This is a genomic window from Streptococcus sp. CCH8-H5 (assembly GCF_001556505.1).
Lineage (GTDB): Bacteria > Bacillota > Bacilli > Lactobacillales > Streptococcaceae > Streptococcus.
In genome coordinates, this window is record NZ_LSIZ01000039.1 from 20334 (window position 1) to 36395 (window position 16062).

14 protein-coding genes are annotated in these 16062 nt (G+C 39.8%); all 14 read left to right on the plus strand.

The features are described from left to right. Position 1 precedes the first annotated feature (1 nt). The 14 genes from AX663_RS03395 (at position 2) to AX663_RS03460 (ending at position 15932) form a co-directional block, all read left to right on the plus strand. Positions 2–1774, plus strand: a complete 1773-nt coding sequence (locus tag AX663_RS03395; protein WP_060972700.1) for a DUF4118 domain-containing protein — start codon at positions 2–4, stop codon at positions 1772–1774. After that, positions 1771–2685: a hypothetical protein gene (locus tag AX663_RS03400; RefSeq protein ID WP_060972701.1), complete on the plus strand. Its 915-nt coding sequence runs from the start codon at positions 1771–1773 to the stop codon at positions 2683–2685. The genes AX663_RS03395 and AX663_RS03400 overlap by 4 nt, the downstream gene beginning before the upstream one ends. Next, on the plus strand, positions 2682–4508 hold the full coding sequence (locus AX663_RS03405; protein WP_060972702.1) for a DUF2194 domain-containing protein: 1827 nt from the start codon (positions 2682–2684) through the stop codon (positions 4506–4508). Before AX663_RS03400 ends, AX663_RS03405 begins: the two co-directional genes overlap by 4 nt. A 22-nt stretch (positions 4509–4530) precedes the next feature. After that, positions 4531–5937: a GT4 family glycosyltransferase PelF gene (gene pelF / locus AX663_RS03410; RefSeq protein WP_060972703.1), complete on the plus strand. Its 1407-nt coding sequence runs from the start codon at positions 4531–4533 to the stop codon at positions 5935–5937. Beyond that, on the plus strand, positions 5937–7388 hold the full coding sequence (pelG, locus tag AX663_RS03415) for an exopolysaccharide Pel transporter PelG (RefSeq protein ID WP_060972704.1): 1452 nt from the start codon (positions 5937–5939) through the stop codon (positions 7386–7388). The genes pelF and pelG overlap by 1 nt, the downstream gene beginning before the upstream one ends. After that, complete coding sequence (locus tag AX663_RS03420) at positions 7385–9151, plus strand: CotH kinase family protein (RefSeq protein WP_060972705.1); 1767 nt, start codon at positions 7385–7387, stop codon at positions 9149–9151. Before pelG ends, AX663_RS03420 begins: the two co-directional genes overlap by 4 nt. Then, a complete protein-coding gene (locus tag AX663_RS03425) occupies positions 9141–9869 on the plus strand; it encodes a polyphosphate polymerase domain-containing protein (RefSeq protein ID WP_002883511.1) in 729 nt (242 codons plus the stop codon). Before AX663_RS03420 ends, AX663_RS03425 begins: the two co-directional genes overlap by 11 nt. A gap of 49 nt (positions 9870–9918) precedes the next feature. After that, the gene (locus AX663_RS03430; RefSeq protein ID WP_060972706.1) at positions 9919–10590 is read left to right on the plus strand and encodes a DUF4956 domain-containing protein; all 672 of its coding nucleotides are present in this window, start codon (positions 9919–9921) and stop codon (positions 10588–10590) included. Further along, on the plus strand, positions 10583–12004 hold the full coding sequence (locus AX663_RS03435) for a DUF4832 domain-containing protein (protein WP_060972707.1): 1422 nt from the start codon (positions 10583–10585) through the stop codon (positions 12002–12004). Before AX663_RS03430 ends, AX663_RS03435 begins: the two co-directional genes overlap by 8 nt. Positions 12005–12018: 14 nt before the next feature. Then, positions 12019–13032 (plus strand): UDP-glucose 4-epimerase GalE, encoded by a 1014-nt coding sequence (galE, locus tag AX663_RS03440; protein WP_060972708.1) that lies wholly within the window; start codon positions 12019–12021, stop codon positions 13030–13032. Between the two features lie 191 nt (positions 13033–13223). Continuing rightward, positions 13224–13460, plus strand: coding sequence for a DUF1146 family protein (locus AX663_RS03445; protein WP_002890830.1), 237 nt, complete (start codon positions 13224–13226; stop codon positions 13458–13460). Between the two features lie 67 nt (positions 13461–13527). Further along, complete coding sequence (murA, locus tag AX663_RS03450; RefSeq protein WP_060972709.1) at positions 13528–14799, plus strand: UDP-N-acetylglucosamine 1-carboxyvinyltransferase; 1272 nt, start codon at positions 13528–13530, stop codon at positions 14797–14799. A 1-nt stretch (position 14800) separates the two neighbouring features. Beyond that, the gene (locus tag AX663_RS03455; protein ID WP_003097027.1) at positions 14801–14989 is read left to right on the plus strand and encodes a DNA-directed RNA polymerase subunit beta; all 189 of its coding nucleotides are present in this window, start codon (positions 14801–14803) and stop codon (positions 14987–14989) included. A gap of 61 nt (positions 14990–15050) precedes the next feature. After that, a complete protein-coding gene (locus AX663_RS03460; RefSeq protein WP_060972710.1) occupies positions 15051–15932 on the plus strand; it encodes a DNA/RNA non-specific endonuclease in 882 nt (293 codons plus the stop codon). Positions 15933–16062 lie beyond the last annotated feature (130 nt).

A 16062-nucleotide genomic window follows, 5' to 3' on the forward strand; every position in this document is an offset into this window, starting at 1 on the left:
TATGAATATTTTGATACTTGGTAATACTGCTGGATTAACAAACGATTCCATTTTGAAAACGTTTCCTAATCAAGCAGTTTTTATTTTTGGTCATACAGGTGTAAAGAACTCTCGTAAGAATAAAATCACCGTTTATACCAAGCATTATGAGAACAACCAATTAGAAGACGTTTTTGATTTTCATGATTATGATCAAATCATCTATCTTTCGGAATATCTCAATTACGGACATGAAAGTTCAGGGGAGATTGAAAATCTCATTAGATTGTTAGAGTGTCTTAAAGATAGAAAAAACAAACGATTACTTTATATCACAGGTCCTATCCTTGAGGATGGGAAAAGAAGTTTACAGACGACAACAAAGGATACCTTATTATCCTGGAGTCGAGAATTTGGGGTCAACCTTAAAGTTCTACATAGTCCCTTTCTTTATTCAGTTATTAATAAAGAAGATTATCTTTATAAACTGTTTGTGCGTTTAGATGACCATGAACAGGTAGAGTTAAAGGAGTCATCACAAAGTCAGGCGACTTTTATCAGTCTATCTGACTTGGGAGATTTGCTTCACAAATTATGTGAGAGATGGAATGACACCTACGAAAGCATTATTATTCCGGATCCTTTCCAACTGACTTTTGGGGAGCTCTTGCAAGCTTTGGATAAATATTTCCCTAATAAGCAGGTTCATTTCCTAGAGGAAAGAAGAATTAGGAAATATGATAATGATCCTGAAAAGCATCATGATTTGCGTGATAGGTTTGCTTGGTTTATGCGTTATGCTTTGGTGCGTGACTTGCCAGATATTTACGAAGACTATCAAAAACAGCGAAAAGGGTCTCTACGTGTTTCTAAGTTCCGCAATATCATAGATAATATCGTTAAGCAAAAGAGAAATAAGAAACTTGCTGCTGTTGTCGTGACCTTCTTAGTCTTTGAAGCTTTTCGATATATGACTCAAGGTCAGTTACAGTTCCAATTGATCGACCTACGTTTGCTCTTTGTTGTCTTGATTAGTACAGTTTTGGGCATGGGGTATGGCTTGTTCTCGGCAGTTCTTGCAATTATTGGTTTGACCATCAGTCAAATTATGTCTGGAACTAGCTGGCAACTGCTTCTATATAATACTGACCGTTGGGTTGCCTTTATTGCCTATATCTTTATCGCTGTGGTTTGTGGTTTTGTGGAAATGAAGAAGAAAGATGACAAGCTACAACTAGATAAACAGTTGGAAACAGTTAAGGAAGACTATCTTATCCTTAATCAATCCTACGATACATTACTCCATGAAAACAAAGACCTGAAAAATGCCTTGTTGGCAAGTCAAGATGGTCTTGGAAAAGCATATTCTTACTTTGTGACTTTAGATCATACTAGTGTTGAGAAGGTTCTTAGACAGACGCTTGATTTGGTTTCAGAAATTTTGAATGCTCCTGTTTCACTTTATGGAGGTGGTCCTTTCCAATACGAGCTTCTTTTGGGAGATAACGATAAGAAGCAAGTATCTTTGACAGATTTTAAAGAAATTGGAGGTGCCTTTGGTCATGGACGTGTCTGGGCTAATAAATCATTGCTTGAGAATCGTCCAGCGTATGCCATGGAAGTTAAGACCAAGGCAGAGGGTACTTTTATCATTTGGGTAGAGGCTGTTCCTTTTGAAGCCATGTCTACTAAAGTGTTAAATGAGCTTGAGGTTCTTTCAAAAATGAGTCGTTCTTTCATTGAAAAGGCAGAACTTCTTGAACAAACTAGTCTTCAAGGGAGGGTTGCACAATGATTCCAGTCCTTATTACTAGTATCTTAACGGTTTGTTACTTCTTATCTATAGCACTTGTCTATAAGGCTATTGTCAGTGGCAAATCAGACTTAACAATTTTTTACTTGATTTTCCCGATTGCTTTACCTTTCTTTGGGGCAGGTCTGATTCATATGATTTCTAAACCAAATCCTGGTAGACATCGCCGTGGTCAAGAAGCAGTTGGTGGTAAAGTTAAAGATTTGACCATTGATTTTGGAAATATCGATGATTTTCAACGTCCGAAGGAATTGGCTGAAGAAGACATCGTACCTCTTGAAGAATCTCTCTATTTGAATAAGGCTAAGGAAGCTCGTCAACAATTGATGGGATTGGCTAATGATGATCCGTCTCATTTTATGGATTTGCTCTACTTGGCTCGTTTAAATGAGGATAGTGAAATCGTCCACTATGCGACAACCTTTATTTCTGAAATTTCAAGTCAATACGATGAGAAGTTGAGTGCCTTTGAGAAACGTTTTGAAAAGGGTGAAGAAGACCTTGACCTCTTAACCGAGTATTGTGACTTTATGGAAGACTACCTATCTAAGGAACTTCTAAGCAAACAAATGGAAGGTTTGCTTCGTAAGGAGTACGAGGAGCGTCTCTTGCAGAAACTTAGTCATGGAACGACTGCTACGGACTTAGTGAGAGTTATCCATAATGAACTAGCTCTTGGTTTTTATGACTTGGCCCAAAAGCATTTGACACAGCTTTCAATTAAATCACATGCGGATGATGTGTATTATTTGTATTTGGAATATTACTATCAAACCGGCCAGTTTGCTGAATTTAAGAACATGATTCGTGAGATGCAAGGCAAACAGGTTGTTCTTTCTAATGATAAGCAAGATCTATTGAACTTCTGGCAAGGAAAAGAGGTGATGGCATGAAATTAGGTAAAAAAAATATTATTCGCAAAGAAACCTTGCTAGGTGTTGGTCTTATTTTGTGTCTGGCCATTGGACTCTTTGTTCAAAAGAAAGGGGAATGGTACCCGACTCAAGGTAAGGAAGCCTATCTAACAGGAAAAGTACCATCTACGGCTTCAGTCGTCAAAAATTTAGATAAAGACACGCTAGTTCTTTATGATAGTGAAAATGAAACGAGTCAGAGGGCTTGGAAACAGTTCGAGCAAATTCTAAAAGATATGCGTATGGGAGCTAAGTTAGTCGATGTGGCTAAACACGAGTCCTATTCGCTTTCCGACTATAAAAAAGTGGTTCTACTTGTAACTGACCTTTCTCGAATGGAGGACCAGGTTCAGCCACTCATGGATTGGACTGAAAAAGGCGGTCAAACCCTTTTTGCAGTAACCATGGGGAAAGAAAGTAATCTTGATGCCATTGATCACAATCTCGGCGTGAGTTATTCCAACTTTGAGATGGATGAGGTCAAGGAAATCTACGTGGATCCTGATTTCATGATTGGTGGGGGACGCAATTATAAAATTGAAGAACCTTTTGAGTCAGCCAGAAAAGTCTCTCTTGAAAGTGATGTTAAGGTGCATGCTAAAACAACAGATGATTCTCATACACCGTTGATTTGGGAAAAATCATACGGCAAAGGGAAGTTTGTCGTTGATAACCTTGGAATCTATGAGCGTAATGTCCGTGGTATTTATGCCGCTTCTTATAGCCTTTTGACTGAAGCGACAGTTTATCCGGTAATCAATGGCTCTACCTATTATATAGATGATTTCCCATCACCTGTTCCAGCTGGAGATGGTCGTTTCGTTAAACGTGATTACGACATGTCTGTGTCTGAATTTTATACCAATGTTTGGTGGCCAGACCTTCTTAAATTGCACGAAAAGTATGGTATCGTTCATACAGGTGTGGTCATTGAAAACTATGAGGCCCAGACAGATGGTAAAATTGTTCAACAAAATGATTTAGATCGTTTCAAATATTTTGGAAATTCGCTTTTGGCTAATGGTGGTGAGCTTGGTTATCATGGTTATAATCACCAACCTTTGAGTCCTTCATCTGTTAATTATGGTGAAAAGTATGCCAGCTACAAGACTTGGAAGGATAAGGCTGCTATGAAGGCTGGTCTGTCTGAGTTGATTCGTTTTGTCAACCAACTCTTTCCTAAAGCGCAAAAATCAGTCTACGTTCCACCATCAAATATTCTTTCGAAAGAAGGACGAGAGGTAATCGTTAATGATTTCCCAGAAATCAAGGCTATCTCAAGTAACTATTTCCCAGGGGATTTCACTTATTCGCAAGAGTTTGAAGTGTCGCCTGATGGAATGATTGAAGAGCCACGTACTGTTTCTGGTGCGGTTTGGGATGATTTCTCACAGATGACGGTCTTTTCTGAAATGAATATGCACTATGTTAATAACCACTTCCTTCACCCTGATGATGTTCTTGATGTCGATCGTGGTGCAGAATTGGGTTGGGCAAAGATGTATAAGGCTTTGGACAAGGAAGTTAGTTGGGTCCACAATATGTCACCTTCGCTTAGAAATCTAACCGGTTCAGAATTAGCAGGTGCTGTTCAGCGTTACGGTATTTTGAAAGTTTCTCAAAAATATACCAAAGACGCCCTAAAAATTGATCTTGAGAATTTTCATGATCATGCTTACCTTATGGTTCGTTTAAATCAAAACGAGGTTAAGAAGGTAAAAAATGGTAAGGTTACGCATTTAACGGGTGACCTTTACCTATTGGAGGCTACGAATAAGTCAGTCACCATTACATTAAAATAAGGCAAAATAGGGGAAAATGCCGATGAAGATATGTTTAATTCTTGAAGGGTCCTATCCGTATGTTCACGGTGGTGTCTCTACTTGGATGCATCAATATATTACAGAAATGAAAGAGCATGAATTTGTTCTTTGGGTTGTGGGAGCAACGCATGAACAAAAGGGGGAGTTTGTTTATGAACTTCCTGAAAATGTCGTAGAAGTACACGAAGTCTTTTTGGACTATGTTGTGCCAGATAAAGAAGAAAACATAGAGCCATATCAGTTTACAGATGAGGAAAAACAAGCGCTTAAGGATATGGTTTTTTGCCAACAACCTGATTGGAAAGTCTTGTTTAAACTGTTACAAGATGGTAAGGTCGTTCCTAACGATCTCTTGAGTAGCGAGGCCTTTTTTCAGGTCTTAAAGGATCTTTGTAGTGAGCGCTACACACAGCTATCTTTTTCAGATGTTTTTCACACTATCCGTTCTATGCTGTTTCCACTTTTAAATATTTTATCCTGTCCACCTCCTGAAGCAGATGTTTACCACTCAATCTCTACAGGTTATGGTGGTATTCTTGCAACTTTGGGAAGTTTGACCTATGACAAACCTCTCTTTTTAACTGAACACGGGATTTATACGCGTGAACGTGAAGAAGAGTTGCTTCGTGCGAAGTGGGTTTTACCTACAATGCGCCATCAGTGGGTAAGATTCTTCTATATGTTGTCTGATGCGATTTATCAAAATGCTGAAAAAATTACCAGCCTCTTTACGAAGGCCAAGGAAATTCAGATTGAGATGGGTTGTGATCCAGAGAAGTGTCAGGTTATCTCAAACGGGATTGACTATGATGCTTTTTCTCAAATTCCTTTGAAAGAACCGGATGGTTGGATTGATATCGGAGCTGTGGTTCGTTTGGCTCCAATCAAGGACATTAAAACCATGTTATATTCTTTCTACGAATTGGCCCAGCAGGTGCCAAACGTTCGTTTGCATATCATGGGTGGAATAGATGACCAAGAATATGCGGATGAGTGTTTTAGCTTGGCTGATAAGATGGATTTGGGAGATCGCCTCCTATTCACTGGTCGTGTTAATATTCGAGAATATATGAAGAAAATTGATTTTACGCTTTTGACCAGTCTTTCTGAGGGCTTGCCACTTTCTGTTTTGGAATCAATGGCGGCTAGTCGTCCTTGTGTGACGACAGATGTCGGATGTTGTCGAGAATTGCTAGAAGGTCGTGAGGATGACAATCTAGGGATTGCAGGATTTTGTGCACCACCTACTTGTACAGGGCCTCTTGCAGAAGCTATGAAGAAGATGGCGATTAATGATGAAAGACGGCTTGAAATGGGTGAAATTGCCCGTAAGCGTGTTGAAGCGATATATCAATATCCGCAAATGATCGGTCAGTACCGACGCTTATATGAGGAGGTGGCTGTTTAATGGCCGGTATTGGATTTGAATTACGTAAAATTTACAACGAGGATAGCCTTTTTTCAAAACAAAAGGCCTACGCTTATGCTGGAATTGTGTATACCGGTCCTATGCTTTTGGGGATTTTACTTACAGCTGGTGTCGTTGTTCTGACAATGGTAGCGGGAATCAGTGAAAATGAGCGTGACTATATTCTTTCGAACTTGACTTACGCTATCATCTTTTCACTTGTGATTACCAGTCTCTTCTCGTTGGTGGTAACCCGCTTTGTTGCGGATATGCTCTACGAGAAGAAATTTGAGACTATTATTCCTTCATTTTATGCGTCGAGTGCTTTGATGCTTATGATTGGAACGCCACTGTATGCGCTCTATCTAGCCCTGGCTAGTCGAAGTTTAGCAGAAGTGGCTATGGGAGTTTTGCTCTTTGGTGAGCTTTGTCTCGTTTGGAATGTAATTACCTATTTGACAGCGATTAAATCCTATAAAGAAATTATCAAAGGTTTCTTTTTAGCGATTGGTGTGACGATTGTCTCTGGATTACTTAGTATTTTCCTACATCAAAAGTATGGTATATTCCTAAGTGTTTGTTTGGGATACGGTGGAATGATGTTTTGGATGGTTCGTCTGATCCATGACTATTTCCCATCTAATCTCAAAATGTCCTTTGAGTTTTTGAAATGGTTTGATCAATTTTCTGATCTTGCCAAGACTGGACTTTACATGTTGGTGGCCCTCTTTGCTCATATTGTTATTAACTGGTTTGGGCCAATTAGTAAGAGTTTTGATGGCTTCTTCCGTACAGCTCCAGTCTACGATGTGCCGGCCATGTTAGCCTACTTAACGACTTTAGTATCAACACTTAATTTCGTTATGTCTGTCGAGGTTTCCTTCTATCCGCATTTCCGACGTTATTTTAAGCTCTACAATGAAGAGGGAAGTCTTTCGGATATTCAGGAAGCTGAAACTCAAATGTTGGATGTCATGAGTAATGAGCTCAAATATGTTTTTTGGAAACAATTGCTAGCGACAATTTTCATCATGTTCTTCGGAAGCGTGGTTTTGACTTACTTACCAATTGGTTTTAACAATCAAATGCATGGTTACTTCTTAACGCTATGTCTAGCTTATGGTCTCTATGCTGTAGGCAATGTGAATATCTTGCTTTTGATGTATTTTGCAGATTATAAGGGTGCCAAGAAGCTTGCCAAACACTTTGCCATTCTGACAGTAGTTTTGAGTTTTGGTTCTCAGTTCTTGGACTCAGCCTTCCTAGGCTATGCCTTCCTGATTTCTTCTTTAGTTCTTTTCATCGAAAGTGGTCAGGAAATCGATAAGTACACAAGTGATCTTCAGTATCATTTCTTAGGAAGCCAAACCATGGTATCTAAGAAAGACGTGGGCTATTTTGAAAAATGGACTGAGCGTTTAGAAAACATACAAAAGAGGTGGGGGAAATGAATAGGAAAAAGAGTTTAGCAGCGGTTTTGTTGCTCTGTACGGTATTTGGTTTTACAGCATGTGGAACCAAGGAACAGACAAAAAACGGTGTGACAACTAAAAAAGTAGATAAACAAGCGGCCACTGATATCTCTAATGTACACTTAAGAGACAATAAGAGTCTCTATGATAAAGATCATACCAAGGTAACGACCATGTACCTGACTGTACGTCGAGGAGACGCTACAGAAAATCAAAATCACTCATGGTCTGAGGTCAACCAATATTCTGTTGAAGATTATCAAAAGATGGGTGTTAAACGATACCAAGTAGCAGGTCTTCTTCAAGTTGGAAATGAGGACGGTCCTGTGTCTGGTGAGTTGGGTTATGATCAGGACGTGCCAAACGCCAGTGTTCAGATTCGTGGGGAAAGTTCAAGTAAGAACGCCCAAAAGAACTATAAAATCAAGATTAAAAAGAACAAGGGCGAGTGGAACGGCCAACGTACCATTAACCTTAACAAACACCAGACTGAAGCCCTTCGCTTTAGAAATAAGTTGTCCTATGACCTAATGGAAGAAATTCCTCAACTCATGGGTGCTAGAACAAGTTTTGTTCACCTCTACGTTAAGGATGAAACCTCTGACAATCCATCAGGTAAATTTGAGGATTATGGTCTCTACACGCAAGTCGAACAGATTAACAAAAACTATCTGAAAGATCATGGTCTGGATGAAAATGCCAACCTTTATAAACCAAACTTCTTCGAATTCTTCCGCTATGAAGATACGATTGTTAAAGAAGAAGATCCTAAATTCGACAAGGATAAATTCGAGAAACTTTTGGAAATCAAAGGTAGCCATGATCACACCAAACTTATTGATTTTCTAACCAAGCTCAACGATCCATCGGTGAAGATTGAAACCATCATGGACAAGTATGTAGATCCTGAGAATATCCAATATTGGATGGCCTTCCAGATGTTACTTGGTAACGATGATACACAGAGTCGTAACATGTATCTCTATAGCCCACAAAACTCAACCAAATGGTACATCATTCCTTGGGATAACGATAGTATCTTGATGAAGAATGAACGTCGTTTGGTAAGTAAGGACAGCGACCAAGCCAATAGCTGGGAAGTCGGTGTCAGCAACTATTGGGGGAACCAACTTTTCCAACGCTTGCTCAAATCAAAAGAGTTCCGCAAGGGACTAGATGAGAAGATGGATGAGCTACGTAAGACGATTACTGGTGATAAGATTACTTCTATGAGTAACGAATACGCAGCAGTCATTAGACCTTACCTAGCTAAGATGCCTGACCAAATGCATGCTAAGACAACTCCTGACAATTACGACAAGATTTTGGCAGATTTGCCAAATGAGTTGGAGAACAACTACAAGATTTATAAAACAAGTCTTGAAAAACCACAACCATTCTTTATCAATAAGCCGGAAGTGGCCAACAACAAATTGAAATTAAGTTGGGGTGCCTCTTACGATTTCAATAACAGCAAGTTGACTTACACTGTAGAATTAGCTAAAGACTATGAATTTAAAGACAAGGTCTTTGAAAAATCTGGTCTTAAAACTCTCAGTGCCGAAACAGATACCTTGCCTAAGGGACAATATTTCGTACGTGTGACTGCAACTAATGAGGCTGGACAATCACAACGTGCTTTTGACTACTATATCAATAGTGATAACTCTAAACAATTTGGTATCATGAGCTTCTTTGTCCTCGAAGATGGAAAAATTGGGGTAGATGGTTATGAAGACTAAAGAGAAGCCCTTTCGCCATGAGTTGAAATACGTCATTGGTGAACCAGAAAAGGCCCTGTTGACTGAACGTTTTAAACATTTGATTCAGTTGGATAAGCATGCGACAAATGGTGGTTATACCATTAGAAGTCTTTACTTTGACGACTATTGGAATAGTGCCTATGCTGAAAAAGATGCAGGTATTCTGGTTCGTAAAAAATATAGGATTCGTATCTACAATTTCGGGACCAATAGTATCAAGCTAGAGCGTAAGAAAAAGGTTGATACCTACATTCTGAAAGAGGATGCACCACTAACTGTCGAAGAATTTTATAAAATCATTGATGGGGATTATGACTTTCTCTTGAAAAGTCCCTATCCTCTCTGTCAGGAATTTTACTATGAATGTGTTAGTAACATGATGCGTCCCCGGACCATCGTTGATTATGAACGAGAGCCGTGGGTTTATGACTTTGGAACAGTTCGCTTAACCTTTGACCAAAATGTCAGAGTAGCGGTTGGAAGTTTTGATATTTTTGATCCGGACTTACCAACAATTCCAGTCATTGATCCGGAAAAGATGGTTTTCGAAGTTAAATATACAGAGTATCTGCCAAAGATTGTCCAAAGTGTCTTGCCAGGGAAAGCAGATATGATGGCTGTCTCTAAGTACGTATTGGCTTATGAAAAATCTCAGTATCTAAATGGTTTTGAATACTGGGAAGATGGGAATATATAAATAGGAAAAGTGCTAAGTTCGGAAGAACTTAGTATAAGAAGGGGAATTTATGAGTGTTCAAGACTTTATAAAAAAATCTATTTTGCAGTCTGATAACTATGCGACGCAGTCACCGTTTCGTATTGTTATCGTCTTGCTACTTGCCTTGTTGATTGGAGCCTTTATCTATAAGGTTTACCAGCATTTCTTTACAGGCGTTATTTATTCACGCAGTTTTGCCATGACTTTGGTCGGTATGACCTTGCTTACGTCAATGGTAACACTGGCAATCAGTTCAAACATCGTTATCTCACTTGGTATGGTCGGTGCCCTCTCTATCGTCCGTTACCGTACTGCAGTTAAAGATCCTATGGACTTGCTCTATCTTTTCTGGGCAATTACCTCAGGGATTACGGTAGGGGCAGGTATGTATGTCCTGGCCGTTGTAACGTCTATCGTTATCCTACTGATGCTTATTGTCTTTAGCCGCTTGCAAGAGACTGGTAAGGTGTATATCGCTGTGGTTCACTTTGATGGTGAGCATACAGGTGACAAAGTTATTCAAGAACTTGGTCGCATCAAGCACTTTATCAAGTCTGAAACTATGCGAAAAGACAGTGTCGAGATGGCAATTGAAGTCTTTGTGAAAAATAACGACCTTACCTTCGTTGAAAATATCAAATCTATCGATGGTGTCAAAGACCTTACGCTAATCCAATACAACGGCGAATACCATGGCTAGAAGACGTGAGAAGAAGAGTTGGAGTAGTCGAAAGAAGAAACTTTGGCTCGTCATCTGTCTAATCATCATTACGAGTGGTCTTTATGCTATTTTTGTGTATTTGAATACCAGAAATACAGGTACCAAGTTTGAATATACGCTTTCAGACAAGAGTTTTGGGAATCCGCTCATGGGTTATGTCCCTTCAGCGGAAGAAAAAACAGTTTCTGAAGATGTTCATCTTGTCTATGTTGATATCACATGGAAAGAATTAGAACCTAAAAAAGGCCACTATAACTGGGAAACAATTGAAGAAAGTAACCAGTTCAAACGATGGAAGAAAGAAGGCAAGCAGGTCGTCTTACGTTTCTTGCTAGATTACCCTGGCAAATCAAGTCATAAGGATATCCCTGACTGGTTGGGAAATGAAATTTCTGACCTTGGGGATGCTTATAACACATCCTACGGTAAAGGATTTTCACCAAATTACCAAAATAAACTGCTTAGAAAATACTATAAAGAAGCTGTTACTGCTATGGGACAGCGTTGGGGCAATGATGATTTTATCGCCTACATCGAACTTGGTGGCTTAGGACACTGGGGTGAGTGGCATGTTCACTCAGATGCTGGCATTCGCCAATTGCCACGAAAAGAAGTTCGTAAGGACTATATCGCACCGTTTCAACCAGCCTTTCCTAAAGCAAAGATTCTTATGAGAAGACCTTTTGATACAGGTTTGGAAGGTGATTTTGGAATCTACAATGATGTCTTTGGAGACAAATCAGCAACTAAAACCTGGTTAAATTGGATTCAAAATGGTGGCTCATACGATCAAACCCAAGAGCAGGCAGCCTTGAAAGCCATGCCTAAGGCCTGGGAAAAGGCTCCTATCGGTGGTGAATTAACAAGTTCACAGTCTATGTCTAGCTTACTCGGTAATAACTTAGATGAGCTTACTGAAGAAGCTAAGGCTGCTCATTTGACCTTCTTAGGTCCCAAGGTTGCTGAAGATATTGGTGACGGGCAAGCTGCTTATAAGGAACTCTTGAAGAACATGGGCTACCGCCTCTGGGTGTCAGGTTTGACAATCTCCAAAGGAGAGAGCAAGGTTGATATTACCCTTAATTTGGAAAATTCTGGGGTTGCCCCTTTATATGGGGATTGGCCTGTGGTATTATACTTGTGTAATGCTAATGGCAAGGTTCTTCAAGCCCAACAACTTGATTGTCGTTTGTCAGAATTGCTTCCAGATCAAACAACTGAACTTAAGGCAAGTTTCGCCTATTCCAAAGATCAGAATTATCAGGTGAAGCTAGGAATTCTATCTCCAATGACACAAGAGCCTTCGGTTCATTTTGCCATGAAAGGTTTTGAAGGAGAAGTCATGCCTAAATTAGCAACGATTCAAAAGGATCAAAAAGGCACTGACAAGTAAGAAAGGAAAAATAAATGTCTATTTTAATTACAGGAGGAGCTGGCTATATCGGTAGCCACACAACCGTTGAACTCCTTAATGCAGGTTTCGATGTAGTCTTAGTTGACGACTTTTCAAATAGTTCGCCAGCAGTTCTTGAACGTTTGGAAAAGATTACTGGTAAAAAATTTCCATTTTATCAAGGTTCCATTTTAGATACTGATTTTTTGGATAAGGTTTTTACTAATGAAGATATTGAGTTAGTTATTCACTTCGCGGCCTTCAAGGCAGTGGGAGAATCTGTCCAAAAACCTTTGAAATATTATAAAAACAATATCAGTGGTACCATTACTCTTCTTGAAAAAATGAAAGAATATGATGTTAAAAACATCGTCTTCAGTTCAAGTGCAACAGTTTACGGTACTAATAATCCTTCTCCAATGACGGAAGATATGCCAACGTCAGCTATCAACCCATACGGTTATACTAAGTTGATGATGGAACAAATTCTTACAGATGTAGCGGCTTCAGATCCGTCATGGTCAGTCACAAATCTTCGTTATTTCAATCCTATCGGTGCTCATGAAAGTGGTTTGATTGGGGAATTGCCAAACGGTATTCCAAACAACCTGATGCCATATATTACACAGGTAGCTATTGGTAAACTTCCTGAGCTTAACGTCTTTGGGGATGACTATCCAACTCCAGATGGTACAGGTGTGCGTGACTACATTCACGTCCTTGACTTGGCCTCAGGTCACTTGGCTGCTGTTAAATATAATTTGAGTCATAAAGGTGCTGAGATTTTCAACTTGGGTACTGGACATGGTTATAGCGTATTGGATCTCGTTAAGACTTTCGAAGCTGAAAACAAGGTTTCTATTCCATACCGTATTCAAGGACGTCGTGCTGGTGATATTGCTACTTGCTATGCCTCTCCTGAAAAGGCCAAAGAAGTTCTTGGCTGGGAAGCTAAGAAGACCTTGAAAGAAATGGTTAGAGATTCTTGGCGTTGGCAAACGACTAACCCTAACGGTTATGAAGACTAAGTTGCATAACTCAAATTATAAGTACCTAGAGAGTGTAAGATAAGCGCTAGATTATTTTAAAGTATCCCTAATCTAGTAGCTTCAAAAATAAAGGAAAGAGGAGTGAAAGCAGTCGCTAAATAATTACAGATTTAGAACTGTCTCACCCTCTTTTTATGTTTTAGCTTAGCTTTCTATGGTATAATGAAATTATGACTATTATTAATCAATTCGTCACTTTGGCGAGTCACCTTGTATTTATAGGATTGAGCTACCATATGCTGATTAGCCTCTTTGATTGGGCAAAAATCATCAAAAATCCGATTGAAAATACTGGTAAATTGAAACTCTTTTTGCTCTTTATCAGTATTGCCTTAGGCTATCTTATCAGTTCCTTTATTCTGTCGGTTTTAGCTTTTGGACAGAATATGGCTAGCTCAATTTCTTAAATTAGTGATTTTAAAAGACTTTTGATATAATACAAAAAGATGAAAATGACCCTTGAAAGGAATCCTTATGGATAAAATTATTGTGCAGGGTGGCAACACTCGATTAAGTGGTGAGGTTGTCATTGAAGGTGCTAAAAACGCTGTCCTCCCCTTGTTGGCAGCGACTATCTTGGCCTCGGAAGGTCAAACAACCTTAACTAATGTTCCAATCTTGTCAGATGTTTACACGATGAATAATGTTGTTCGTGGTTTAGATATTGCTGTAGACTTTGACGAGGAAAACAATACCGTTGTCGTTGATGCTAGTGGAGAAATTCTTGATCAGGCGCCATATGAGTATGTGAGCAAGATGCGTGCGTCTATCGTAGTACTTGGACCAATTCTTGCCCGCAATGGCCACGCGAAGGTTTCAATGCCTGGTGGTTGTACGATTGGTAGCCGTCCGATTGACCTCCACCTCAAAGGTTTAGAAGCAATGGGTGCTAAAATTACCCAAGTTGGCGGTGACATCACTGCGACAGCAGAAAAACTAAAAGGTGCAACTATTTATATGGACTTTCCATCTGTCGGTGCCACTCAAAACCTTATGATGGCAGCGACTTTGGCTGATGGAGTTACAACCATTGAAAATGCTGCGCGTGAACCAGAAATCGTTGACTTGGCCCTTCTTCTTAACGAGATGGGAGCAGATGTCAAAGGTGCTGGAACTGAAACACTCGTGATTAAAGGTGTTAAAGCTCTCCATGGTACTAAACATGCGGTTGTTCAGGACCGTATTGAAGCAGGTACCTTTATGGTAGCAGCAGCTATGACTTCTGGTGATGTCCTCATCAAAGATGCTATTTGGGAACATAACCGTCCTTTGATTTCAAAATTATTGGAAATGGGTGTCTATGTTAAGGAAGAATACGGCGGTATTCGTGTTAAATCTGATGTTTCACAATTGAAACCAGTAACCGTTAAAACTCTACCTCACCCAGGTTTCCCAACTGACATGCAAGCTCAATTTACAGCGCTTATGGCAGTGGTAAACGGGGAATCAACCATGATTGAAACAGTCTTTGAGAATCGCTTCCAACACTTAGAAGAAATGCGTCGTATGGGACTTCATTCAGAAATCCTTCGTGATACGGCTATGATTCACGGTGGTTTGCCACTTCAAGGTGCTCAAGTTATGTCTACTGACCTTCGAGCTTCGGCAGCACTAATTCTTACAGGGATGGTGGCTGAAGGAACAACTACTGTTGGTAAACTGACACACTTGGATCGTGGTTACTATCAATTCCATGAGAAACTAGCTAAACTAGGAGCAAATATTTCACGTGTAAGTGAGGCTTAGTATGGAAACTGGTAAAGGCTATGTTTTTCGTCAATTATTACTTGTTTTGAGTGTGTGTGTGATTGGCCTTGCTTTTCTAGCAATCGGATTGATGATTGGCTATGCTGTTTTAGGAGAGGGCAAGGATCCTATAAGCATCTTAAAACCAGAAACCTGGCAGGCAATTGTTGCTAAATTTACAGGAAAATAAAAGGGAGTGGGAAGTAATCCCGCTCCTTTAGTCATGACATTCATATAAAAGAAAGAGAACAATGGCAAAAAGAAAGACATCTTTAACAAATAAACAGAAACGTCAGCTAGTCTCGTTACTAATAGCGGTCTTGATTGCAGTTTTAGGTTACATTGGGACGAGCAATAAGCTATCGCCTAATAATCCAATCAAGCAGGTAGCTAGTCTAGTCTCGGGAAAATCCAATAACTCCGTCAAATCAAACGGTTCAACAAATGGAAAGGCTACGCCACAGGAGCAGCTTGCTGAGTCAGTGATGACTAGCTCCGTCAAGAGTCAACTAGGAAATTCCATAGAATGGAATGGGGCAGGGGCTTATATTGTTAATGGTAATAAAACTAATCTAAATGCTAAGGTTTCTAGCCAACCCTATGCCAATAACCAAGTCAAAACGGTTCAAGGACAAACGGTTCCAACAGTTGCGAATGCCTTATTAAGTAAAGCAACCAGACAGTACAAAAATCGTCAAGAAACAGGGAATGGCTCAACCTCTTGGACACCTGCGGGATGGCATCAAGTTCACAATCTTTCAGGAGAGTATAGCCACGCCGTAGATAGAGGTCATTTGTTAGGCTATGCACTTGTAGGTGGTCTCAAAGGATTTGATGCCTCGACTTCAAATCCAGAAAATATTGCCGTTCAAACTGCTTGGGCTAACCAAGCTAATAGCGAAAGTTCTACGGGACAAAACTATTATGAAAGCCTGGTACGAAAGGCTCAGGATAAAAACAAACGTGTCCGTTATCGCGTTACCCTAATTTATGAAGGGGATAACCTCATTCCATCAGGATCACATCTTGAAGCCAAGTCAGCTGATGGCTCACTTGAGTTCAATGTCTTTGTTCCAAATGTACAAGAAGGGATTACCCTAGATTATTATTCAGGAAAAGTAACGGTGAATTAAAGCAACGAACGACTCTGATTGGAGTCGTTTTTAGTATCCAGAAAACAAAAACCCACCCTCAGGTGAGTTTTTTTGTTGTCTTACGAAAACCACTAGCTGTGCTAGTGGTTCCGAAAAGCTTTTAGCGATG

Excerpts from the sequence above, each read along its gene's own strand:
- AX663_RS03420 (WP_060972705.1), top strand. The coding sequence starts at position 7,385 with ATGAATAGGAAAAAGAGTTTAGCAGCGGTTTTGTTGCTCTGTACGGTA.
- AX663_RS03445 (WP_002890830.1), top strand. The coding sequence starts at position 13,224 with ATGACTATTATTAATCAATTCGTCACTTTGGCGAGTCACCTTGTATTT.
- AX663_RS03455 (WP_003097027.1), top strand. The coding sequence starts at position 14,801 with ATGGAAACTGGTAAAGGCTATGTTTTTCGTCAATTATTACTTGTTTTG.
- AX663_RS03395 (WP_060972700.1), top strand. The coding sequence starts at position 2 with ATGAATATTTTGATACTTGGTAATACTGCTGGATTAACAAACGATTCC.
- AX663_RS03400 (WP_060972701.1), top strand. The coding sequence starts at position 1,771 with ATGATTCCAGTCCTTATTACTAGTATCTTAACGGTTTGTTACTTCTTA.
- murA (WP_060972709.1), top strand. The coding sequence starts at position 13,528 with ATGGATAAAATTATTGTGCAGGGTGGCAACACTCGATTAAGTGGTGAG.
- AX663_RS03405 (WP_060972702.1), top strand. The coding sequence starts at position 2,682 with ATGAAATTAGGTAAAAAAAATATTATTCGCAAAGAAACCTTGCTAGGT.
- AX663_RS03430 (WP_060972706.1), top strand. The coding sequence starts at position 9,919 with ATGAGTGTTCAAGACTTTATAAAAAAATCTATTTTGCAGTCTGATAAC.
- galE (WP_060972708.1), top strand. The coding sequence starts at position 12,019 with ATGTCTATTTTAATTACAGGAGGAGCTGGCTATATCGGTAGCCACACA.
- AX663_RS03435 (WP_060972707.1), top strand. The coding sequence starts at position 10,583 with ATGGCTAGAAGACGTGAGAAGAAGAGTTGGAGTAGTCGAAAGAAGAAA.
- pelF (WP_060972703.1), top strand. The coding sequence starts at position 4,531 with ATGAAGATATGTTTAATTCTTGAAGGGTCCTATCCGTATGTTCACGGT.
- AX663_RS03425 (WP_002883511.1), top strand. The coding sequence starts at position 9,141 with ATGAAGACTAAAGAGAAGCCCTTTCGCCATGAGTTGAAATACGTCATT.
- pelG (WP_060972704.1), top strand. The coding sequence starts at position 5,937 with ATGGCCGGTATTGGATTTGAATTACGTAAAATTTACAACGAGGATAGC.
- AX663_RS03460 (WP_060972710.1), top strand. The coding sequence starts at position 15,051 with ATGGCAAAAAGAAAGACATCTTTAACAAATAAACAGAAACGTCAGCTA.